The following is a 22,617-nucleotide window of genomic DNA, read 5'->3' on the forward strand; positions in this document are numbered from 1 at the left end:
TGTGATCCGATGACGCCTCCGCCCGGAGTCCGCGCCGTGCCGCTGGTCGGTCCCATTCCCGCACGCTGCGGAGTGCCGCGCACGATGCTGTCCGTACGGCCGGAGCGAGGCCCCGTGGGCATGCCCGTTCCTGAGCGTCCCGTGGTGGGCTGCGTAGCACTGGGGCGACCCGTGATGGGGGACTGGCTGGTCGGGCCCGTGCCCAACCTTCCTGTCATCGCAGACCCACGGCCGGTCACGCTGGGTCGGCCGACGGTGGCCGGACGTCCTGTGACCGGGGGATTGCTTCCTTGAGCACTGGGGCGCCCGACAGGTCCGGGGCGTCCCGTGGCCGTAGGAGTGTTGCGGCTGGGGCCAGGGCGCCCCGTTGGCGTGGCGGTGGTGCTGGGCTGGCCAGGTCGCCCAACGCCTGGACGGTTGGGCGGGTTGGTCTTCGTCGTGCCGTTCCCGGTTCCGATGGGGCGCTCTGTGGCGTTGGGCGGGAGGGTGCCGGGGCTTGTCGGCGGGAGCAGCGGCCCGTGGGCGGGGCCGGTGGGGCCTGGCGCTGTGGGAGCGGGAGCAGGGTTTGGGGCGGGAGCAGGAGCCACCGGTGGTGCCGCAGTGTCGATCTTTACTGATGTCCCAGGGGCCGGGCCGGACGGGTGAGTACCGGGAGCCACCGCATGGGAGGGTCCTTCCGACGCCTCGCCGGATCTACCGTCCCCTGGAGTGGTTTGTCCGGCTGAACCAGTTGCCGACGCTTTGACTGCCCCCGAGGTCCCGGGAGACGCTCCGCCGGAGCCGGAGGGCTTCGGTACTGCTGCCCTCACGGGCTTGGGAGGCACAGGTGCCTTCTGGGACGCCAGGGTTTGCTCGGAGACCGCGTAGAACGAGGCCAGTCGGTTCATCTGGTTGATGGTCTTCTGCCGGTTCTGCTCAACCTCTACGGCCTGTTTGTACGCGTCGTGGCTCTCCGTTTGCTCCACGGGCGTGAAGTCCTCGGGGCGCTTGGGGAAGGGCCGCGTGTCACGTTGCTTTGTGGTGGAGTTGCTGACCGACGCGAGGCCGGTGCCGGCCACCGACATCTGCGTGGATGCCACGTTCGCGAACGACGCTATCTCCCAGGCGTGCTTGGTGAGTTCGCTTCCGTACCGGCGGAACTCCTGGCCGGACTCACCTTCCCAGTCCGTTCTCTTGAGGTGGTGGTCCAGTTCCCTCGCCGCGTCGTTGAGTGAGTCACGCGCCGTGGCCAAGGCGCGGCTGACGTGCTCCAGGTCCGACGGGTTGGCCGCCTCGAGAAGATCGAGCATGGAGTTGAGCTCGCGTCCTTCGAAGTTCGTCCTGCCGAAGAGGCTTCCCAAGTTCTCTGCAAGGCCGAGCATGCCCGGGAAGGGTTTCATTGTCTCCAGGGCGTCGACCGCGTGGAACTCCTGCCGGAGCTCGTCTGAGGTCGTCTTCTGCTGCTGCTCGGGCGTCGGCTCCGGCCGCGGGTTCCCGTTCTGGTCCATCAGCTGTCCCCCAACCCGAAGTTTCCGCTGGAGGTGTCGGCGTGCTGCTTGTCGGCCACTCGACTGCGCTCCGCCATCGCCTCTTCCCGCTCCCTCAAGAGGCGATCTGAGATCGCATGAAACCGAGCCCGATTCTCCTCCTCAAGGTTCTCGAACCCGATCTCCGTCCCCCGCACCGCGATCCGCAGCATCGTGATCTGCTCGCCGAGGGACTTGGACAGCGAGACGAGTTGCTCGTGGACGCGGTTGTACTGCCTATAGAAGCCGTCCGCCTCAGCGAAGGGAGCGTTGCCGCCGCTGAGAGAGCTGCGGGCGATGCGCTGGGCCGCCATCTTCGTACTGCCGGCGGCGCCACCCTCCAGTTCCGATAGGAGCGCGTCCACACGCTTCTGGAATCTCTCCAGTGCGCCGACTCCGAGCCTGAGGTCGCCGCCTCCGCCACGTGCGTCAGCCACGATGCTTGTCCCTCCCCGTTTCCCCGTCAGTCCCGCCAGGCGCTGTTTCCGTCTGGCGGAGCTGTTGTACTACCGCGAACTTCGCTGTTCGCATGCATGTCACCCTAGCCAAAGGGTCTGACAGTCCCTACCGGTTTCTCGGCCAACTCGCCTCACTGAACACACGGTTCACAGCAGTCAGCGGTTCCCGTTCGGTCGAGATCGCTCGACTTCGGTTGAGCTTTGTCGAGCACGTCCAGTGTGGGTGAATTGCCAGTTCGGTTGGCGCCCGTCAACTCACTTGCCAGCCTTCCCGTTTGCTCGCCGCCGAGCGTCACGCATCACCACGGCGCCGCCCGCGATAACCGCCACCAAAACGGAAGTACCGACTGCCACATATGTGCCGAGGCGGGATTCCCGTTCTTGGGCAGTTTCTCCAACGGGCAGGTCCATCGCGGAGGGCGGCTTCGCCTTCTCGGCGTTGCCGTTGCCCGGCACCGGCTGCTCGATCGGCTTGTCGGCCTCCGTCAGCGCCCGTACCGGGTCGACCACGCCCCAACCCACCAGGCGGTCGTGGCCCGAGATAGCACGCTCCGCGGTCTGCATGATCTGGGCGTTGATCTGGCGCGGGGTCCAGCCGGGCTGCTTCTCCTTGAGGAGGGCGGCTACTCCGGCTGCGTACGGGGCGGAGAAGCTGGTGCCGTCGTCGGAGCAGTGGCCGCCGCCGGGGACTGTGGAGATCATGTCCACTCCCGGCGCTGCGACGTCGACGAACTCGCCCGATTGGGAGAAGGCGGCGCGTTCGTTGTTGTGGTCGGAGGAGGCGACGGCGAGGACGCCTTCGTATGAAGCCGGGTAGGTTTCTTTGACGTTTCCTCCGAGGCCGTCATTGCCTGCCGACGCCACGATGACGACCTTTTTCGCCAGGGCCTCGTTCACTGCCTGTTTGAGTTCGGATGTGGGCTCCAGGGCGTTCGCGGTGTCCTGGGAAATGTTGATCACGTCGGCTCGTGCCGGGCCCGCGGCATAGCGGATCGCTGCGGCGAGTGATTCCGCCGTGCCGTGGCCTTCGGCGTCGTTCTGTTGGATCGGAATGATCGTTGCCTCGGGGGCAAGGCCGACGAAACCGGTGCCCTTCATCGGGCGGGCCGCGATGATTCCCGCGACTTTCGTGCCGTGGCCGACAGAATCCGTAGTTCCGTTCTCGTTTCCGCGCTCGATCTTGTTGCCGTTCTTGTCCTTGAGGTTCTTCGGCAGGAGATTGCGGCCGCTCTTCGCGTCCACCGCCTTGGCGAGCTGGGGGTTCTTTACGTCGACCCCTGTGTCGATTACTGCTACGCGTACGCCTTTGCCGGTCGCCTGCTTCCACAGCTCGTCGAGCAGGACGCGCTGCAGCGACCAGGGCTTGCCGTCGTAGGGCTTGTCCGGGAATGTGCACTGGTCCGGGGCGTCGTCTGCGACGGCGGCAGGGGCGGTGGCGGCCAGCGTCGAGAGGGCGACGAGTGGGGTCGCAAGGACGGCCACAGCCCGGTGTGTCACCCGCATCGCTCACGCCCCCTGCGGCGTCAGTGCAGCCCCGGTCGACAGGCGGGGTCCGGTGGGCAGGAAGGCCGACCAGGCCGCCGGGATCGGGGCCGGCGTGACGTTCTCGTATCCCAGCCGGTTCTGCGCCTGTCGGGCCTCCGCGAGGCGGGCCTCGTGCTGCTCCTTGCGCTGCTTCGCCGAGCCCGATTCGCCGATGCCCGAGCCGTCCGTCGCGCTGTCGCCGTTGGACTGCATGGCGTAGCGCAGGCCGGTGTCCGTGACCAGGAAGGCGAAGCCCGAGTTGGTCGACGAACCCGTGAACTGGCGGAAGAGCTGGCCCGAGCCCGGAGTTACGTACGCGCTGCTGGAGCCGGTGGGCAAGGTCGCCGGGAAGTGGGTGCCCGCCCACGTGCTCAGTGTGGTGGCGCCTTTGTCGGCCCCGTCGTCGTCCACGTCGCGCAGCACGTTGCACACGGTGTTCCGACTGCCCTCCGCAGTGCTCGCGGAATTGACCCGATTCGGCTCCAGCTCCGGCCACTTCTTCTCCGCGCCGAAGGGCTGGCCCGGCGTGAAGGTGCCCGCGTTGACGGGCTTTGCACGGCCCGCCTGGCCGAGCTTGGCCAGTTCCCCGCTGTTGAGCAGGAGCTTCGCCGTGAAGTCCGAGATGGGGGCGACCCGGCCCCGTAGCACGACGTACTTCTGCACGCGAGTGCCGGAGCTCGCCTCCAGAACCATGCCGACCTTGTTCGCCTCCGGCTCCAGGCCGCCCGTGATGCCGGCGTCGGCCGTGGGAGGGTCTGGCAGCCGCGGGAAGCCGATCGCGTCCCCCTTGTGCAGGGTGTCCAGCCAGCCGGAGGAGACCCGCTGCGGGGTAGTGCCTCCGACCATCACGCGCAAGAGCGATTCGTTGTTCTCGACGGGGTACGCCGTGCCCTTGGCGTCGACCACATAGCGGGTTCCGTCCGGGCCCTGGACGTACAGCAGCTCGCCGGCGGTGAGGCGTTCGGATCCCTCGGTCCGGTTCATGTCGCGCTGGGCGAGGATGAACGCCGCCTTCTGGAGCGCGCGGCCGCCCTCGCCGGGCCGTTCGCAGACCGCCCAGCGCTTCTTCGCCCCGGCCTCTTCGGCCTCGGGCAGCCGGTCGGGGGCGTACGGGATGCCGAGGGTCGGGCCGTGCGGGATCTTGCCGCTGTCGAGCACCGACTCGTCGACGTTGATGATCTTGCCCTTGTCCGGGGTGAGCAGGAGCTTCGCCGAGGACATGTTGAGGACGGGGTGCAGCTGGACTTTGCCGTCGGTCTTCAGCACCACATAGCGGGTGGTCGACTTGCTGGAGATGATGACGTGCTCGCCCGCCTTGTCCCACCCCTGCGGCGCCGCCGGCTTGAACATCCCCCAGGCCCCGAACGCGGCCAGCAAGATGACCATGACGATCGCTCCCGGCAGCACCGCGCGCAGTGGCTGCGGCCATGCCTCCTCCGTGCCGCTCGCGCTCGGCTGCAGGAACTGTGCGATCAGCCGCCGTCTCGCGAAGGTGTAAGCGTTGAGTTCGTCCCGCCGTGATGCCATTGGATCCGTTGTCTCTTTCCCCCACCGGGCTTTCGGGTCCCCCGAGGTACCGGGGGCCTGCCGCGGTATTGATTGCTTAGGTCGCCGTACCGCGCCTCATGACGAAAGGGAGCGCATCCGGTGGTAGGCGTCGAACACCGCCAGGCACAGCGGGAGCAGCGTCAGGAGCACGAAGCTCTCCCCGATCTCGAGGAAGCGGCCCCAGAACGGTGTGACTCCCTTGCGCGGCACGATCAGCGCGACGGCGGCGACGGCCGTGGCGACGACCGCCACCGCCACCGAGAGCCAGACCAGGCGGATGTCGAGCGCCGTGCCGTCGCCCCGTAGCGCCTTCAGGACCATGTCTGCGGGCGGGTTGAGGGAGAGACCAAGCCCCAGGAGCACCAGGGAGGCCAGACCCGCCGCGAGTGCGCAGCCCACCTGCACCGTGTGCCGGAAGAGGCGGGCGCGCGTCAGCATGGCCACGCCGGTGGCGAACGCGAGGAGCTGGGCCCACAGGTCGTCCGAGAAGCCGAGCACGGCGGCAGCTCCGACCGCTACCAGGGCGCAGCCGCCGACCAGGCCGAGGAGCAGCTCGTGCCCGCGCCGGGCCTGTGCCGCGATGCGTTCGGCGTCGATGTCGGCGTGCGGCTCGGGCTCTTCTTGGTAGTCGAGGCCGACGGCCGTACGGGGCGGGTCGAAGCCGATGGGGAGGCGGGCGAAGCGGATCGAGAGGCCGGGCAGGAACGCGAGCGTCCCGATGGCCAGCGGGGAGCAGACCGCGGCAGCCTCGGTCGGCTCCAGGCCGGTCAGCATGGCCACAAGCGTTACTACCAGGCCGATGGCGGAGGCGAAGACGAAGGCCACGAAGGGGCCGTCACCGCGGGGTGTGACGATCACGAGAAGCACCGAGGCCACGAGCACCGCCGCGCAGGCGAGCAGAAACTGCAGTCGGCCGACGCCCTGTCCGTCGGGCAACGGCAACAGCCCCGATCCGGCAACCCCCAGATTCGCCAGCGCTCCGATTCCGAGGGCGAGCGAGGAGCCGCGATCCCGGTACACCCGGGCACGTGCAACCGCGAGCGAGAGCAGCGTCAGGCCGGAGACCGCGGTCACGATGCCCGGCAGTCCGTGCATGTCGCGTTGAACGTCCGAGGTCCACGCCACGAAGGCGAGCAGGACGAGAAGGACGGCGGAGCCGAAGAGCCCGGCGCCGCGCATCAAAGTGTCGTCCCACAGTCTGCGGTCGCGGGAGACGGCGCTGGCGGTGGCGTGCGAGACGTCGTCGAAAACCGCGGGCGGGAGCGACTCGGAGAAGGGCCGCAGCGTGAGGAACTCGCCGTCGACGATGCGCTGGGCGGCCAGCGACCGCGACTCGTCGAGTACGGCACCGTCCCGCCGCACCAAGTGATAACCGACCGGCGCACCGGGCGCCGGGCTCTGCCTCGCAAGGCGGAGAATTTCCGGATAGAGATGCGCGAGTGGAATGTCGTCGGGCAATGCCACATCGACGCGACTGTCGGGCGCCGCGACGACGACACGGCGAAAACCGGTGCCGCGGCCGGCTTGCCCCCTGGGGCCGGGGAGCCCGCCCGCGTGGCCCGCCGCTTGAACCGTCGAACTCACCTGAACTCTTCCCCCTCCACGCTGTCTCGGGTCTTGAGGCCGGCCCTCCGGCTTGCCTGCGCCTCCTGGCCTTATCCCCAACAGTCCCGAACATCCCCGAATTTATTGACTCTCCGCGGGTGTGCACACGCGCCCCGTCACCCTATCGCTCACGGTGTGATTGTTCGTCAGTAGGATCCCCAGCGGATGGAGCCGGCGCCACGGGGGCGCGAGGGGGCTTTTCCGTCCAGCGAGGGGAGGGGTGCAGCTTTGAGTCAGATCGTGGTCAAGCGGCCGCCGCGGGCTCTGCCGACGGAAGTGCCTGCCGAGCCGGTCCAGTTGCAGCCTCCGCCCGAGCTGCCGCGAGGACAGCAAGAGGGTGCGCTCATGCAGCTGCTCCCGATGCTCGGCATGGGCGGTTCCGTCGTCTTCTTCTTCATGACCCCGAACCCCGTCATGCGGATCATGGGCATGGTCATGGTCGCGTCAACGGTCGGCATGGGCATTGCGATGCTCGTTCGCTATCGGCGCGGCACTCAGGGACAGCTCGCCGATATGCGGCGCGACTACCTGAAGTACCTGGCGAAAACAAGGCGTTCGGTCGCCAAAACAGCGCGCCTACAGCGCGACGCCCAGTTCTATCTGCACCCCGCCCCGGAGCAGCTCTGGGCCCTCGTCGCCGAGGGCAGCCGCACTTGGGAACGCCGCGTCAGCGACGACGACTTCGCCCAGGTACGGATCGGCCTGGGCAGCCAGCAGCTCGCCACCCCGCTGATCGCGCCGGAGACCGCGCCCGTCGACGAGCTCGAACCCCTCACCGCGAGCGCCATGTCGAAGTTCCTCACCGCACACGATGCCCTGGACGGCCTGCCCCTGGCGGTCTCGCTGCGCGCCTTCTACCACGTGACCGTCAGCGGCGAGGAGGAGTCCGTCCGGGCCTCGGCACGCGCCCTCGTCGCCTCGCTGGTTTCCCTGCACTCGCCCGACGACCTGGTCGTCGGCATCGCCGCCGCCCCGGACACCGCGCCCCAGTGGGAGTGGGCCAAGTGGCTGCCGCACGCCAAGGGCGAGAGCACCGACGGCGCCGGCAGCAACCGGCTCATCACCACCAGCGCGGCGGACCTCGAAGAACTGCTCCAGGAACGGTTCGAAGGCCGCCCCCGCTTCCAGCCCGGCGGCCAGCCGCTCCTGGAGCAGCCGCACATCATCGTCGTACTCGACGGGGCGGCTCTGTCCCCGATGTCCGCGCTCGCCGCGGCCGAAGGCATGCAGGGCGTCACCGTCGTCGAGCTCGTACCGGGCAGGATCACCGGCGCGCTCGGTGACCTCTCGGTCGATGTGCACCCCGGGACCCTGCGCCTGGAGTCCGGGCAGGGGCTCGTGTACGAGGGCACGCCGGACCGCCTCAGCCATGAGGCGGCGGAGGCACTGGCCCTTCAGCTCGCCCCGCTCTACATGGCCTCGGGCGGCGACTCGGACGAGCCGCTCCTGGCCAACCTCGAGTTCACCGAGCTGCTGAACCTGGGGGATGCCGAATCCGTGGACGTCGCCCGGACCTGGCGGCCCCGCTCCCGTACGGAGCGGCTGCGCGTCCCCATCGGCGTCGGCGAGGACGGCACCCCGGTGATGCTCGACCTGAAGGAGGCCGCCCAGGAGGGGATGGGCCCACACGGCCTCTGCGTGGGCGCCACCGGCTCCGGCAAGTCCGAGCTCCTGCGCACCCTCGTCCTCGGACTCGCGGTGACCCACTCCTCGGAGACGCTCAACTTCGTCCTCGCCGACTTCAAGGGCGGCGCCACCTTCGCCGGCATGGCGGACCTGCCGCACGTGGCCGCGGTGATCACCAACCTCGCCGACGACCTGACCCTGGTGGACCGCATGGGAGACTCCATCCGCGGCGAGCTCAACCGCCGCCAGGAGCTGCTGCGCCAGGCGGGCAACTTCGCCAACATCCACGACTACGAGAAGGCCCGCGCCGCCGGCGCCGCCCTGGACCCCATCCCGTCCCTGGTCCTGGTCATCGACGAGTTCAGCGAACTCCTCACCGCCAAGCCCGATTTCATCGAGATGTTCGTGCAGATCGGCCGCATCGGCCGCTCCCTGGGCGTCCATCTCCTCCTCGCCTCGCAACGCCTCGAAGAAGGACGGCTGCGCGGCCTGGAGACCTACCTCTCGTACCGCATCGGCCTGCGCACGTTCTCCGAGGCGGAGTCGCGGGCGGCGCTCGGCGTCCCGGACGCCTACCACCTGCCGAACGTCCCCGGCTCGGGCTACCTGAAGTACGGCACCGACGAGATGGACCGCTTCAAGGCCGCCTACGTCTCCGGAGCGCACCGACCGACCTCGGACCGCCCCGTAATGGCCGACGGGCAGCTGCCGGTAGACCGCCGCACCGTCCCGTTCACCGCCGCCCCCGTACCAGTGCACTACAGACAACCCGACCCGCGGACCGTCGTACCGGACCCACGGTCCCGGGCGGAAGACGACGCCCTCGCAGACACGGTGCTCGACGTCGTCGTACGCCAGCTGGAGGGCCAGGGCCCGGCCGCACATCAGGTGTGGCTGCCGCCGCTCGACAACCCGCCCCCGCTGGACCACCTGCTACCCGGCCTCGCAGGCGTGCAGAACCGCGGCCTGACCCAGCCCGGCTACGAGGGCGCGGGCCGGCTCGTCGTCCCCCTCGGCGTCGTCGACAAGCCCTACGAACAGCGCCGCGACACCCTCTACCGGGACTTCTCCGGCGCCGCCGGTCATATGCAGATCATCGGCGGCCCGCAGTCCGGCAAGTCGACGCTGCTTCGCGCCATCGCCTCCTCCTTCGCGCTCACCCACACACCGCAGGAAGTCCAGTTCTACGGGCTGGACTTCGGCGGTGGCGGCATGGCCTCCCTCTCCGGACTGCCGCACGTCGGCGGCGTCGCCTCACGCCTCGACCCCGAGCGGGTGCGCCGCACCGTCGCCGAGGTCTACGGCGTCCTCACCCGCCGGGAGGAGTACTTCCGCAGCGCGGGCATCGACTCCATCGCGACCTTCCGCCGCATGCGCGCCCGCGGCGAGATCTCAGTGACCGACCAGCCATGGGGCGACGTCTTCCTGCTGATCGACGGCTGGGGCAACTTCCGTACGGAGTACGAGGCCCTGGAGTCCGCGGTCCTCGACATCGCCGCGCGCGGCCTCGGCTACGGCATCCACCTGGTGCTCACCGCCTCGCGCGCCATGGAGGTCCGGGCCAACCTCAAGGACCTGCTCATGAACCGCCTGGAGCTGCGGCTCGGCGACACCATGGACTCCGAACTGGACCGCAAGGCCGCAGCCAACGTGCCACCAGGCGTCCCCGGCCGGGGCATCACCCCCGACGGACTGCACTTCATGGCCGCGGTCCCGCGCATCGACGGCATCCACTCCGACACCAACCTGTCCGACGCCACCGCCGCCATGACCAAGGAAGTCGCCCGGCACTGGCCCGCTCCCGGAGCTCCGGCCGTCCGCCTGCTGCCCCGCGAACTGCCGCTCGCCCAGCTCCCGGCCGGGCATGCGGCACCGGAACAGGGACTTGCCTTCGCCCTCGACGAAACCAACCTGGAGCCGGTCTTCCTCAACTTCGAACAGGACCCGTTCTTCCTCGTCTTCGGCGAGAGCGAGTCCGGCAAGTCCAACCTGCTGCGCCTGCTCATCAAGCAGCTGGCCGACCGCTACGACGGCGACAGCTGCAAGATGTTCGTGATCGACAACCGCAGGTCCCTGCTCGACGCGGCCCCGCCCTCCCACCTGGCGGAGTACGTCCCGATGTCCAACGCCATGGACCACCATGTGGAGGCACTCGCAGGCCTGATCAAGCGCCGCACACCCTCACCGGACATCACCGCGCAGGAGTTGCGGGAACGCAGCTGGTGGCAGGGGCCGAAGGTGTACGTGATCGTCGACGACTACGACCTCGTCTCCACGTCGGCCGGCAACCCCCTCGCTCCGCTCACCGAACTCCTGCCCTTCGCCCGGGATGTGGGCATCCGCTTCATCGTCGCCCGCAACACGGCGGGCGCGAGCCGTTCCTCGTACGAGCCCTTCATACAGCGGATCAAGGAGCTGGGCGCGCAGGGCGTGGTGCTCTCCGGCGACCCGGAGGAGGGCGACATCCTCGGGAACGTCCGGCCTCGGCCGATGCCGCCGGGGCGGGGCGTCTTCGTCTCGCGCCGACGGGGTAATCCGCTGGTGCAGACGGGGCTCACGGAGATGGGGCACGAGTGAGTGAACCACCCCGGTTTCGGTAGAGATCTCGGCATGCCCTGGGTTGTGGAACCGCCATTCGAATTGCATAGCAGATTCGACCTGGGCCAGTTGGGTGATTCGGGCGGATGGAAGCAATTCCTTGGCTCGGCCGACACGTTGACCAAGCATGAGGATCTCGCCAGTTGTTCCGGTTTTGAAGCGCGTTGTTCCAGTCTTGATGGCTTCGGCGCTCCTCCTTATTGCGACCGCAGTCCCGGCAGCGGCTGACACCAGTTCCTGTACTCACGATTTCACAGGGCCTCAGGTGTGCATCCGCCTTGATGGCCGTAATCACTTGAATTCTGTGACGGCGATCTGGACCAATCCCTCCCGAGGTACGAAGCACCGGAAGGTCATCCTCTTCATCAACGGACGGCGCTTCAGCGCCGCCCAGGCGCGCCGGGTCGGAGACACGCTCAGCCACACGTGGTGAGCGTTCGACACCGGGACCGATACCAAACTGTGTGTCAAATTCGCGGATATCTCGAGGATGGCTTGCGAGATGACCAGGTACATCGGTGACCGCGCGCAGCTCTGACAAAGCGTGCACCGGCAGTATTACCGCCTACCAGGGGTGACGCTGCCGGTGCGCCTGGGTCCAGTCCCAAGTGCGCCAGCTCTCATCAAGCTGAGGTGACCTGCTGGGCGAGCCACCGGCGACGAGGACGCCGCCGCGATGATGGATCACGCCCGTGCCTGGTGCGAGACGCTCGGCGCCGACGCTGCCTCACCCCCACCGGCTCCGGACCCCTCCAGCGGCCGCAAGGGCGAACTGGCCGAAGCCATCGGCAAGGTCACCAGCCAAGTCCAGGCGAACGAGGCCGCCCAGGCCCAAGCCGAGGCAAAGGTCGCCGCAGCTCGAGCTACCCGCGCACAGGCCAAGACGGCCCAGGCCGCCCAGGCACGGCAGGCGGCGAAGACCGCTGAGAAGGTGTTCTCCTCCGATGGGCGCCTCTTCACCCCGGGGGAATCCCCCAGGGGCCGAGGCCACCGCTCGCCGGTGACCGGCACCCGGCCACCACAGGCAGGCGAAAAGGCCGCCGCCGGACGGCTGGCGCGGGCCCTGCGGGCCGCCGCCTACCGCGAACGCGCCACCACCCACATCGCCTCCGCCGCCCCACCCGGCCGCCTCAACATGCGCCAGGCCCTGGCCCGCGACGCCCAACGCGCCGCAGGCGCCACCCCCACCGCAACACCCTGGACCCGCACCATCAACCGCCCCAGCCCCACCCCACCCCTGCGGGTCGGGATCGCCGTCGACGTTTCCGGTTCCATGCATGCCGCCACCGTCCCCATTGCCTCGGCCGCCTGGATCCTCGCCAAGGCCACCGCCCTGACCGACCCCGACTCCCTCACCGCCACCGTCGCCTACGACCGATCCGTCACCGCCATCACCGCCCCCGGACGCACCCCCACCCGCGTCACACAATTCAACGCCAAGGGAATGGGCCACAGCCTCGCCGAAGCCACCGACGCCCTCACAGCCGGCCTCAACCTCGACCGCCCCGGCGCAGGCCGCCTCCTCGTCATCGCCTCCGACGGCTACTACCACCCCGACGAAGCCAAGCGCGCCGAAACACGCATCGCCGCGCTACGGAAGGCAGGTTGCGCGGTGCTGTGGCTTGCCTTCGCCCCAGACCCCCAACCCCTCCCCAACACCACCGTGCTGGAACTGACCGACCCGGCCCAGGCCATCACTGCCATTAGCAAAGCCGCCACCGCCGCCCTGACCGCCACCAATCCCTGACGGCCCGCCGCCCGGCATCGGCCGAAACGGCCCGCCATGGGCCGCGGGATGCGCGCACGGCATACGCGACCAGTCATCGCAGCAGGACCTGTTGCCCGGTGACGAACCGGGAAACAGGCATCTCAGAGGGCTACGGCGATGCGAGGCAGCGCCTTGTTGTGCACCGGCCCAACAGCCAGACCGACGCGGCCCCCGATCCGACGAACGTGGCGGCCACCCATCTGGACCGCTGCGCGGAGTGCCGGGAGGTACATCGAGCAGCTTGCCCTCGCCGGCGACGGGCTGCCCGGCCGCGAACCGCCAGCCGGATTCGAAATCCCCCGGTGTCTCACCGGCTGTGCCGGGCCGAGGCGGCGCGCGACGGACGCGTGACCGCGCGCGGCGTCGGGTTCCGGCGCGAGGGATTTCGCAACGGCGTACGGCTGCGGATCGCAGCTGCCGCTGGCGCGCTCGGCTTCGGTTCGCCGGATGGCTGGTGGCACGGCCATCGAAAACGTGACGGCGGGCCCCACACACGGCCCGTCCACGTCGGGCTGGCAATAGTTCAGGCGCAGCTGACCGGAGCCGGTACGGGGTATACGGAGTCGGCCGGTGAGATCTACGTCCCTCCTGGGGCGGCGGACTCACCGGCCGCGGGGTGTTCATGTACGCCGATCTCGGCGACGCCGGGGCGCGGTACAGCGGGAAGGTCACCTGCGTGCTCGAGCGCATCGACGGTACGACCGTCCGACTCGGCACCTTCCACGTCCACAACGGATACGGTTCCTGGGGCACCCGCGCCCCCAGCACCCTCCTGACCGCGATCGACGGCAGCGTCCTGGCCACCGCCCACTTCGGTGCGCGGTAAGCACTCCCTTGGAAGCTCAGCCGCTGACCGGCACTTGCACTTCGTCCCGAATCTTGCTCGCCGTGTCGGCAAGCGCCTGAAGATCGATCGACTTCGGATCCTTGGCCGGGTCGGCGGCGTCGACCAGAGCGACATTGGCGGTCGTACTGGACGTCCCCCAGACACAGAACGGGAAGGTCACCTTCTGCCCCGCCTGGTTCTTCATGTCAACCCCGCAGGTGAGGGGCTTCCCGCCCCCACTGGGCGTGAACTTCTTCTCAGGAACGCCGACTTCGGCGCCCGGGGCATTCGTCATTCCCTCAATCATGTGGTCAACGCTCGTGTCGGCGTCATCGATGGTGCCGTACATCCCTATCATCACCAGCGTCTTAGTGCCCGCGGTGTACTGGCCACCCACCGTACGCACGCCATGGGAATTTGCCCCGTCATGTGGCACCTGAGAATCCGCCTGCTGAGATATGTTCTCGGCAAGCGTGTACTCCCCACCAACAAGCGACTTCGGCACCGTAATCTTGTACTTCGGTCCCGCAGAAGGCTTGCCCGCGCCCCCACCGCCGCCACCTGCAGAAATCGCGGCCGAGGCCACCCTCCCGATCACCAACACGCCAACAATCGCGCCGATAATCCCCCACACCTTCCCGGCACTACGCTTCGGTGGAGGCGTCACCATCCCAGGCCCGCCATATCCATACACCCCCTGCTGCGGCACCCCATAGGGCCCTTGCGCCGGTGGCTCGTAGGGCCCTGGTTGCCCGTACGGCCCCGACGGCACTTGCCCACCGGGCCCCTGCGGCGCACCTGCCGGTGTGCCGTACCCCGCCCCACTGCCGAAGCCGTTATGCGGGTGCTGCGGTGCGCTCATGGAAATCCTCATTCATTTTTCTACATTCCGAGGATCCAGTGTTAGCGGTTTCGGAATGGCGCGTACAATTTCCGGGAAGCTGGCTTTGCATTGACCGAGTAATGAAGTCGTTCATTTCAGAGACCTTCTCTGTTCACTTGTCATGAACCCGGAATGTGAGTCCAGAAATATCATATTCGGCGAAGTCTTGAGGGTGCAGAACAATCGTTCCATCGATCTTGTCGACTCCGCAGAAATATCTAGGACCAGGCGCGCGGAAATATAGAAGGTCGATATTCAGAAAGGCCTCCTCCGAACGACAGAGAATGGAATTCTCAGACCCGTTGTACATGATCATCGTGAATTCATGGGCTCCCGCTGCGGTATCTCGACACCTGCCCAGGAAGTTGACATCCGGATCTTCCGAAATCTCGATGGAAACGTGAGAAATATCCTCCCACTGCACTCCACCCGGATTCCACGGTAGTGAGTTCAGGTACTCATCCAAGACCTTTGAGTATGTAACGTCGAGAATTTCATGTTCGTGCCGGATCAGCCAATCTTTAACGTGCTGATGTTCCGTGTAAGACATGGGTTCACCTTCAATCATCCGTGAGGGAAGTGTCTGAATATGTCTCGGTAAGCCTGAAGATCTCCACCCCTGATCACATTGGCTCCGTAACGCCAAGAATCACTCCTCTTGAGCCCTTCCTTCGCCCACCAGTTTACATGGAATCCCTTTTTCGGATCTTTAGAATCGAAGTCAATGCGCCATCCTCGCGACCCGTCAGGGCTCATCATGCCGGAGTAGTTACCGCGCTCAGGGCCGATCTCCTGACGGAATGGAATCGCATCATCTCCCAGCCCTGCACGCGCTCTGGCGTCAGCCCTTGCCTCATCGAAACTATCGAAGTGACGGAACTCTTCCTTCGATTTCTTCTGTGCGCCTTCAGCATCACTCTCCCCCTTTCCCTTCTTGCACCCCATAAGCCCGAGGGGGTCGCACTCTACATGAACATTTCCTACGTAGGCTTTAGGGTTGGACGAAGGGGAAAGCCCCAAAGGATCAGCCGATAGATATCGAGCTGTCTCAGGGGAGTAGAGGCGATGATAGTTGTCGTGGAGCTGAGTCTCCGGATCGAAATATTGTCCTGGGAATCGCAACGGCGTATACGCGGTGGCGCTGCCGCTCCAAGTGGTGGCGCCCCACAGTGTTGACGTAGCTCGCCAAGCGATATCACCATCGCCGGACACAAGCTCGGTCGGCCTGCCTATCAGGTCCGTGACGATTCCGAAGAATCTCTGATCAATAACCTGCTGCGGAATGTCTGTCAAATGTGCAATCTTGCGTTCCAATTGAACGAGAGGCACTAGGCCCTGGTAATCCCATGTTAGAGCGATATGCGGGGCCGAATCGCCGGTTTTGGTTGTTTGTTCAGTGAGAGTTGTTCCATCCCACGTGAATATTACTTCCTCTGCGATTTCCGATGCGTTGGATTTGAGGCGCTGTTTAGCTATTCGACGACCGAGCGGATCGTAAAGATAGCGCCAGGTAGTGCCGTCAGGAGTGATTACGGAAGCGAGGCGGTCCTCGGTATTCCAGGTGTAGAGCCAGGTGTCCGGTTTGTGGGAGAGGCGCACCTTTTGGCGGAGAGTTACACGGCCGAGGTCGTCGTGTTCATAGCGGATGGTGCCAGCACGGGTGATGCGGGTGCCTTGATAGGTGCGGTCGCCTCGGGCTGAGGGATTGGCGTGGTGGTCGGGCCAGGCAGCGTGGGTTTGGTTGCCCGCTTCGTCGTAGACGTATGTCTCGGTCCAATCGGTGGCACGGACGGCGGTGATACGGCCAGCGCGATCGAGATCGAAGGCGCGGCGGCCGGTGCGGGAATCGTCAACGCCGGTGAGCTTGCCATCGGAGCGGTAGGTATACGAGCGGTGGATGAGCCGTTGCGGTTCAGTGGTGACGGCGGGCGCTTGGCCTGTGACGGCTGCGGTGAGGGATTGTGCGGTTGGAGCCGTTGTCAGGGACTGGACTGTAAGGCGGCCTGCCGGGTCCCAGGTGTGGGTGAGGGTGAGGCATTCGCCGACGGTGCGGCTGAGTTCTTGTCCTGCGGCGTCGTAATCGAAGGTGAGGACGTGGCCGGAGGCATTAAGGGCAGTGCGGTTGTTGGCGGCGTCGTAGGTGTAGGTAGTGGTGTGGCCGGTTGGAGTGGTGCGGGAGGTGCGGCGACCCAACGCGTCATAAGTAAACGTCATAGTGCGGTCGTTGACCGTTTCAGCGGTGACGCGGCCCAGGATGTCGCGGGTGTAGGTGACGGTGGCGTCGGGGTTAGCGGCTTCGAGAAGCTCGCCAGACAGGGAGTGGGTGTAGGTGGTGGCGACGCCTTCGGCGTCCTTGGCTGTGATGCGGCCCAGAATGTCTCGGGAGTAGGTCGTTACTTCTCCCAGGGCGTTGGAACGGGTGATGAGTTGGCCGGCAGGGTCGTGGGTGTAGGTGATGACGCGGTCGTCAAAGTCGATTTCGGATATCAGACGGCCAGCGGCGTCGTAGATGTAGTTCCAGGTCATTCCCTGAGGGTTGGTGACCTGGGTGAGGCGTAGCTCGGTGTCGTGGGTGAACTCGTGGCGGACCCCATCGGGGTCGTTGCGGGCCGTGAGCAGGTCGAAGTGGCCATATTCGAAGTGGGTGGTCTGGCTGAGAGCGTCGGTGTGGGTGGTGCAGTTGCCTTCCCCGTCGTAGGTCCAGTGCTCGGTGGCGCCAGTGGGATCTATCTGTGCGGCGAGCCTTCCTTCGACAGTCCAGAGCATGTGAGTGGTCTCGCCCAAAGGGTCTGTAACCGAGGTGACGCGACCGAAGGTGTCGCGGCGGTAGTGGGTGGTGGCGCCGAGGGGGTCGGTGACGGTGAGGGGGAGGCCGGCTTCGTTGCAGTAGATGTGGGTGGTGTTGCCGAGGGTGTCGGTGATGGAGGCGAGGTGGCCTCGGGTGTCGTGGGTGTAGGTGGTGGTGGCGCCCGTGGGGTCGGTCGTGGAGGTGCGGTTGCCGTTGATGTCGTAGGTGTGGGTCCAGGTGGTTCCGTCCGGGCCGGTGACGCTCGCTGGATGGCCGGCGGCATCGTAGGTAGTAGTGGAGGTGGCGCCGTCAGGGCGGGTGACGGCGGTGGGGCGGCCCTGGTCGTCGTACGTGAAGTGGGTCGTACGGCCCAAAGGGTCGGTGGTGGACAGGATGCGGTGCTTGGTGTCGCGAACGGTGCGGCTGGTGGCGCCAGTGGGGTTGGTTTCCGATATGACCTGGTGGTAGTCGTTCACCTCATAGCGAGTGACTCTGCCCTCGGAATTGTGGAACAGGTTCGTGCGCAGACCCGTCACCGGGTCCGGCTCACCCCAGGCATAGTGAGCCCGGAGGTGGCCTGCGATGCCGCCCTGTGAGATGCAGCGGTCCTGGTCGTCGTAGTTGTAGCTGTAGCTGCTGCCATTGGTGTCGGTCCAGGACGTGATGCGGCCGTGCTCGTCGTAAGTGAAGCGGAGCGGGAGGCCGGAGGAGTTGGTGGTGGTGACGAGATTTCCGGCGTCGTCGTAGCCGTACGTCATCAGCAGCTGGTCGCCGCCGTCGGAGGCAGCTCCCGCAAGGTGGAGGGCGGTGATGCGACCGCTGTCGCTGGTGAGCAGGAGGCGATAGCCGGCGCTGTGGGTGATCGCGGTAGGGGTGCCGTCTTCGGTGTAGTCGAAGGTGTGGTGGTTGCCGAGGCGGTCGGAGATCTCGTCGAGGACGGCGAGGTCTTCGGTGTAGGTGGTGAAGTAGCGGCGGGTGCCGGTGACCGGGTCGGTCAGGACGTAGTCGCCGTCCGGGGTGCGCTCGAGAGGGTGGCCGTCACCCTCGACGGGGAGGGTGGGGACGCCGACGGCCGGGTGGGGGTAGAGGTGGAAATCGCCTTCTTCTCCGATGAGGATGACGCCCTCGGAGTCGATCTCCAGGCGCTGGTCCACAGTGCTCATCCACGTCGGGCCGAACCAGCGGCCGGTGCGGTAGGACGACTCGAAGGTGCGGCTGAAGGCGAGGGGGAGGCTGCCAGGGAGAGTGACGTCGGTCTGAGGCAGGATCATCCGGCCAGTGGCCATATCGATGGGGTCGCTCTCGCATTCCCTGGACCAGAATTGGCGGAGTCGGTCCCTGATGGTGCGCTTGCCGCCTTCCTTGACGGCTTCCCGCGCGGCACCCTTGGCAGCATCCTTCGCCCCCGCCTTCAGGAGCCCCTTGGCGGCGGCTCCGGCGCCCTTGCCGCCGACGAGGTTGGCGATGAGGGCCCCGGTCGCGTCGCCCGGGTCGCTGCCCCAGCCTTCGCCGAGCATGCCCTTGAGCATGCGACCGGGGTGGGCCGAGGCACTGGTCAGGCCGAGCGCGGTCTTGGCGACGTTGGCCAGGTACAGGTTGGGGTGGGCGATGTTGTACGGCTCCGCCGGGTTCAAGGTGCGGGCCAGATTGACCGTTTGGACCACAGCCTTGCCTGCGCCGCCGACGACGTGCATCAAGGTGAGGCCGCCCTCCACGACACCATCAGCGACGTCCCACGCCGACTTCCTCAGGAATGAAGGCTCCTTCGGGGCGTGGTCCAACGCGCCCTTGAGGGCATGCTGCGCCTTCTCCGCAGCCTCGTTGCGCTGGTGGCGCGCGGTCTTGAGGATTTCCCGGGCCTCCTCGCGGACCGCATCACCGGGATCCTTGAAATCGCCGGGCTGTTGAGCCGGGGAGCCCGGGTGGTCGGATCCGCTCTTCACAGCAGCGATGTATGCCTCTGCCTTCTCCTTGTACGACTCGACCTGCCGACGGTACGACTCGCGTGCCGTCCGGCTCTTCTCCTGGGCTTCCTGCCATTTGTCGATGGCTGTCTGGGCCTTCTTCTGGGCCCAGGAGACGGTGTCGGCGTACGCATCGAGGGCCTTCCACGCGGCCTCGCAGGCGTCCGCGGTACGCATCCACTGTTTGGGGTGCGCATCGAAGTGCTCGTGGAAGCTTTCGGCGGCCTTGCCCTTCCAGGACCCGGCATCCAGCTTGCGGATACCCTGACCGACGCGTTCGAAGGCCGCGGCGAAGTCCTTCAGATGCGCGGCGGATTCGTTGATCTTGGCGACGTCCCCGTGGATCAGTTCCTTGGGATCGTCGCTCTCGCCCAGCTGGCGCTCGTCGACCTGCGCGCCCAGTGCGTCGGCGGCGTCCTCGCCGGCCGAGCGGACGGCGTCGGCCGCGCCGTCCGCGCCGAGGTATTCGAGTCCGTCGGCGGTCTTGTCGGCCGCGTAGTTGATGCCCTCGCCGACTGCCTGCTTTGCGTCGTCGACCGCCTCGCCGACCTTGTCGGCTGCGGAATTGATGCCGTCCTTGACATCCCCAAGGAAGTCGCCGAAGCCCATCAGTTCTTACCCCCATGATGCTGTGTATCAGTGGATGTGCGGTGGTGGCGTGCAGTGGTGTCTTATGAACCGTGGTGGCCGTGGTCGTTGGCCTGGTCCTGGAGGTCACGGGCCTGTTTCAGCGGTCGCAAGGCCCAGTTGTGGTCCACATCACCTGCAAACTTGGACGTCGAGACGTCCTCCACCGTCTGATCCCACGCCTGCCCGACTTCATCAAACGCCTTGCGGGACCTGGCCGACCCGGGATCCCAGTCCGCGTCATCGAACTGGGTGAACGCATTGTCCGCGCCGACCTGATTCCACGACTTGTGCTGCAGCTGCTCCGCCGTCATCGTCGGGTCACCCATCAGCACGGCATTCGTCCCGACCTTCAGCGTCGTCGAAACGTACTGCTCCTGCTCGTGATAAAGACCGGCCGTCAAATCGAGGCGGCGCGCCAATTCATCGGCCTCATGAATGATCACACGAACGCCCCAGCCCCAGCGCTCACAGAACGACTCGAATACGGAACTCAGACCGGGGTGCCCGGCCTCCATTCCGGAGAGCGCCAACTTGTCGAATCCCTGGCCGAGTTGGGCGCTGCTGTCGAAGCCGAGTTCCTTCAGCTCTGCAATAGAGTCGTGGATGCCTTTGGTGACCTGCTTCAGGGCGTCCGGGTCGAGCTCGTAACCATCGGCGGATGTCACGCGGCACCTCCCGGCACGGACGGGGTGGGCAGGTCGTTGGCGGGCCCCGGCTCGGTGAGATCGATCGCAGCGGAGTCCGGGACGATGCCGCTGACCGGCGGAAACAGTATCGGCTGCTCGCTGGCCACGTTGACCGCCACGCCCGCGGGGCCCTCGATGGCGGGGATGACGGCGTCCAGGAGACGTGCGCCGACGGCGCTTACGTACTCCAGCTCGGCATCGGGAGCGGCGCCGCGGGCCGTCGCAAAGTGATTCATCGCCTCTTCGTCGGTGAAGGCGTACAGCCAGCGGATTCCGGACATCTCGGCCGACATGAGAGAATCATTCACCACCGGGACGAAAACCGAGGTGCGTCGGAATTCGCCCACCAAGGCGGCCGGATCGAGCTCCCCCTCGTAAGCTGCTGCTATTTCATCGGTCAAGGACATGGTGAACCCCCCGGTCCCTCTCCATCATTGACACCACCATGACACATGGCACTGACACTACGAGGCGAACACGCCAGCAGTAAAACCGACCCGGATGCTGTTTTATATTCAAATAAGGTGGGCTGTTCACGGAAGTGGCGGGCCGGCAACCAAGGAACACCCTGGACTTTGCGCGGTCAGCAGCGGCTGAAGCGGTGCGCTTGTCGGCCACCGGGATCTGCATGCTGGCGACCTGGCCGCTTGGGGCTCGAGTGCCAGAAGCTCGCCCTCGTCAACGCTCGTGACGGAGTCATCCCACGGGCCTCGACGCACAGGTGCCGTGAGTACATCCCAGGCGCCACCCGCAGCCGGGTGATGGCCAAGCTCCCTGCACACCCGGTGGGCTGGCAGGGGAATGGATCGCCAGAGGTTGGTCCGTTTGTGAGGGACCAGAGAGCCGTCCACGCCGGGCTGTTCTCGAACGTCGACTCACTGCTGTGGGGCGTGGACGGAGCTCTTCGTGCCCTCCAAATGTTCGCCTCGGGGCAGGAAGGATGCGGGCGCACCCCGCATGGCGTGCGGGGTGCGCCCGGTCTGGTAGTGGTGGCGGACTACTGGGTGTCGTCCGTCGGGGCGGAGCCGGACAGCTGGAACATCCGCGGCTGGTGACTCACCTGTTCGGCGATCCCCGAGCCGACCAGCTTGTCGAGCGCGTTCGCGATAGCGCCCGAGGACTTTTCGATGACGCGGCTGATCTTGGTGGCGGTGAATGCTTCGTCGGGGTGCGCCTCGAGGTGGTCGATGACCATTTGCCGCAGCGCTCCCGGCGCGAGCCGCCGCTTTTCGCCGGGCAGGATGATCGCTTCCGTCAGTGTCGAACGTGGCGCGGTGCTTGTCTGCGGCGCGCAGGCGATGTTGTCGCCCTCGCTCTGCGGGCCGTCTTCGCTGCTGTCGTCCTTCTCGCTGCGCTCGGTGGCCTGTGGCTGTACGTCCTGGCCCGGCTCAGTCTCCTGAGTCTCCGGTCCGGTGGCGGGGTCTGTGCTGGCAGTGTCAGGGGCGCTGGGGAGTTCGGGGGTGTTGGGGTCGGATTCGTCGGACAGAGTGCCCTCCTTGTCTGTGTAGTCGCTATCCGGTGCCGAGGCAACGGCGGGGTCTGCGACGTCGGGCTCGTCAGCCGAGGTGTCACCGTTGTTCGTGACGCTGTCGTCCGGCGTCGAGGCATCGAGGCTGCCGGGTTTCGGCTGGTCACTGTTGGGTGCGTGGCTGTCCCCGTCCTTGCTGGTCATCTCGACGGTGGGGGCTGGGTGCCAGAGGTCGGGGTTGCGGCGGGGGCCGTCGTGGCCGCCGCGGGTGCGTACGGCCACGCCGTGCTTCTCCAGCAGGGTCAGGGCCCTTCCGGCGGTGGAGTTGCCCACGCCTGCGGCGAGGGCGAGTTCGGCGACGGTGACGGGTTCGGTGAGGCCGATCAGTTCGGTGTAGATCGCGGCATTGGCGCCGGTCAGCCCGGTCAGCGGCTCGGGTGTGGTGGCGGCACGCGGTGTGCGTGCGCTGTCGGGGGTGGTGTCGGACATGAGGGGGCCTCGCTTCCGGTGAGTGATTCGGTGGTTGAGGTCCCCGGCCGGGGGCGGGTCCGCATGTGCGGGCCGCAGGGGTTCGCCGGGCGCGTGCGCATCGCGGTACTCCGGGCGAACGTGGCCGTGGCGAGAGCGAGTTCACGTTTTCCGGAACCCGCGGTTCGTCGGCCACGACCATGGACGCTCGGACCCGGTGCGAAGTCAAGCGCGGGGTTGCCCCCAGATCGGGCCTGGTCGGAGTGGGTGGT

13 protein-coding genes are annotated in these 22,617 nt (G+C 66.8%); 3 read left to right on the plus strand and 10 right to left on the minus strand.

From position 1 onward, the window contains the following. Positions 1-1,486: 1,486 nt before the first annotated feature. The 4 genes from ADL29_RS24895 to eccD form a co-directional block, all read right to left on the minus strand. Complete coding sequence (locus tag ADL29_RS24895; RefSeq protein ID WP_053925822.1) at positions 1,487-1,942, minus strand: hypothetical protein; 456 nt, start codon at positions 1,940-1,942, stop codon at positions 1,487-1,489. Positions 1,943-2,218: 276 nt separating this feature from the next. Beyond that, positions 2,219-3,466, minus strand: coding sequence for a type VII secretion-associated serine protease mycosin (gene mycP / locus ADL29_RS24900; RefSeq protein WP_053925823.1), 1,248 nt, complete (start codon positions 3,464-3,466; stop codon positions 2,219-2,221). A gap of 3 nt (positions 3,467-3,469) precedes the next feature. After that, the gene (gene eccB, locus ADL29_RS24905; protein WP_053925824.1) at positions 3,470-5,014 is read right to left on the minus strand and encodes a type VII secretion protein EccB; all 1,545 of its coding nucleotides are present in this window, start codon (positions 5,012-5,014) and stop codon (positions 3,470-3,472) included. 96 nt (positions 5,015-5,110) lie between these two features. Continuing rightward, the gene (gene eccD, locus ADL29_RS24910; protein WP_053925825.1) at positions 5,111-6,619 is read right to left on the minus strand and encodes a type VII secretion integral membrane protein EccD; all 1,509 of its coding nucleotides are present in this window, start codon (positions 6,617-6,619) and stop codon (positions 5,111-5,113) included. Positions 6,620-6,868: 249 nt separating this feature from the next. Between eccD and eccCa the strand changes: the two genes are divergently transcribed. The 3 genes from eccCa to ADL29_RS24925 all read left to right on the plus strand — a co-directional run bounded on the left by eccCa (position 6,869) and on the right by ADL29_RS24925 (position 13,458). Next, positions 6,869-10,843 (plus strand): type VII secretion protein EccCa, encoded by a 3,975-nt coding sequence (gene eccCa / locus ADL29_RS24915; RefSeq protein ID WP_053925826.1) that lies wholly within the window; start codon positions 6,869-6,871, stop codon positions 10,841-10,843. A gap of 697 nt (positions 10,844-11,540) precedes the next feature. After that, positions 11,541-12,611 (plus strand): vWA domain-containing protein, encoded by a 1,071-nt coding sequence (locus ADL29_RS24920; protein WP_245689616.1) that lies wholly within the window; start codon positions 11,541-11,543, stop codon positions 12,609-12,611. A gap of 643 nt (positions 12,612-13,254) precedes the next feature. Beyond that, positions 13,255-13,458: a hypothetical protein gene (locus tag ADL29_RS24925; RefSeq protein WP_157878568.1), complete on the plus strand. Its 204-nt coding sequence runs from the start codon at positions 13,255-13,257 to the stop codon at positions 13,456-13,458. A 16-nt stretch (positions 13,459-13,474) separates the two neighbouring features. On the opposite strand, the gene ADL29_RS43645 is transcribed toward ADL29_RS24925, so the two are convergent. The 6 genes from ADL29_RS43645 to ADL29_RS24950 form a co-directional block, all read right to left on the minus strand. Continuing rightward, complete coding sequence (locus ADL29_RS43645; RefSeq protein WP_157878569.1) at positions 13,475-14,092, minus strand: hypothetical protein; 618 nt, start codon at positions 14,090-14,092, stop codon at positions 13,475-13,477. Positions 14,093-14,453: 361 nt separating this feature from the next. Continuing rightward, positions 14,454-14,891 carry a hypothetical protein gene (locus ADL29_RS43650; RefSeq protein WP_157878570.1) on the minus strand — a complete coding sequence of 146 codons (438 nt, stop codon included), beginning with the start codon at positions 14,889-14,891 and terminating at the stop codon, positions 14,454-14,456. Between the two features lie 14 nt (positions 14,892-14,905). Then, positions 14,906-19,702 carry a putative T7SS-secreted protein gene (locus ADL29_RS46100; protein WP_078971259.1) on the minus strand — a complete coding sequence of 1,599 codons (4,797 nt, stop codon included), beginning with the start codon at positions 19,700-19,702 and terminating at the stop codon, positions 14,906-14,908. A gap of 62 nt (positions 19,703-19,764) precedes the next feature. Next, positions 19,765-20,388 carry a hypothetical protein gene (locus ADL29_RS24940; RefSeq protein WP_053925829.1) on the minus strand — a complete coding sequence of 208 codons (624 nt, stop codon included), beginning with the start codon at positions 20,386-20,388 and terminating at the stop codon, positions 19,765-19,767. After that, a complete protein-coding gene (locus ADL29_RS24945) occupies positions 20,385-20,816 on the minus strand; it encodes an SseB family protein (protein WP_053925830.1) in 432 nt (143 codons plus the stop codon). Before ADL29_RS24945 ends, ADL29_RS24940 begins: the two co-directional genes overlap by 4 nt. A gap of 590 nt (positions 20,817-21,406) precedes the next feature. Continuing rightward, on the minus strand, positions 21,407-22,366 hold the full coding sequence (locus ADL29_RS24950) for a hypothetical protein (RefSeq protein ID WP_053925831.1): 960 nt from the start codon (positions 22,364-22,366) through the stop codon (positions 21,407-21,409). Positions 22,367-22,617: the final 251 nt, after the last annotated feature.

Origin of the sequence: Streptomyces chattanoogensis (assembly GCF_001294335.1) — a bacterium.
GTDB lineage: Bacteria > Actinomycetota > Actinomycetes > Streptomycetales > Streptomycetaceae > Streptomyces > Streptomyces chattanoogensis.

Coding starts and splice junctions, on each gene's coding strand:
- eccB (WP_053925824.1), bottom strand. CDS start 5,014: ATGGCATCACGGCGGGACGAACTCAACGCTTACACCTTCGCGAGACGG.
- ADL29_RS24950 (WP_053925831.1), bottom strand. CDS start 22,366: ATGTCCGACACCACCCCCGACAGCGCACGCACACCGCGTGCCGCCACC.
- ADL29_RS24920 (WP_245689616.1), top strand. CDS start 11,541: ATGATGGATCACGCCCGTGCCTGGTGCGAGACGCTCGGCGCCGACGCT.
- ADL29_RS24925 (WP_157878568.1), top strand. CDS start 13,255: ATGTACGCCGATCTCGGCGACGCCGGGGCGCGGTACAGCGGGAAGGTC.
- mycP (WP_053925823.1), bottom strand. CDS start 3,466: ATGCGGGTGACACACCGGGCTGTGGCCGTCCTTGCGACCCCACTCGTC.
- ADL29_RS24945 (WP_053925830.1), bottom strand. CDS start 20,816: ATGTCCTTGACCGATGAAATAGCAGCAGCTTACGAGGGGGAGCTCGAT.
- ADL29_RS46100 (WP_078971259.1), bottom strand. CDS start 19,702: ATGGGCTTCGGCGACTTCCTTGGGGATGTCAAGGACGGCATCAATTCC.
- ADL29_RS43650 (WP_157878570.1), bottom strand. CDS start 14,891: ATGTCTTACACGGAACATCAGCACGTTAAAGATTGGCTGATCCGGCAC.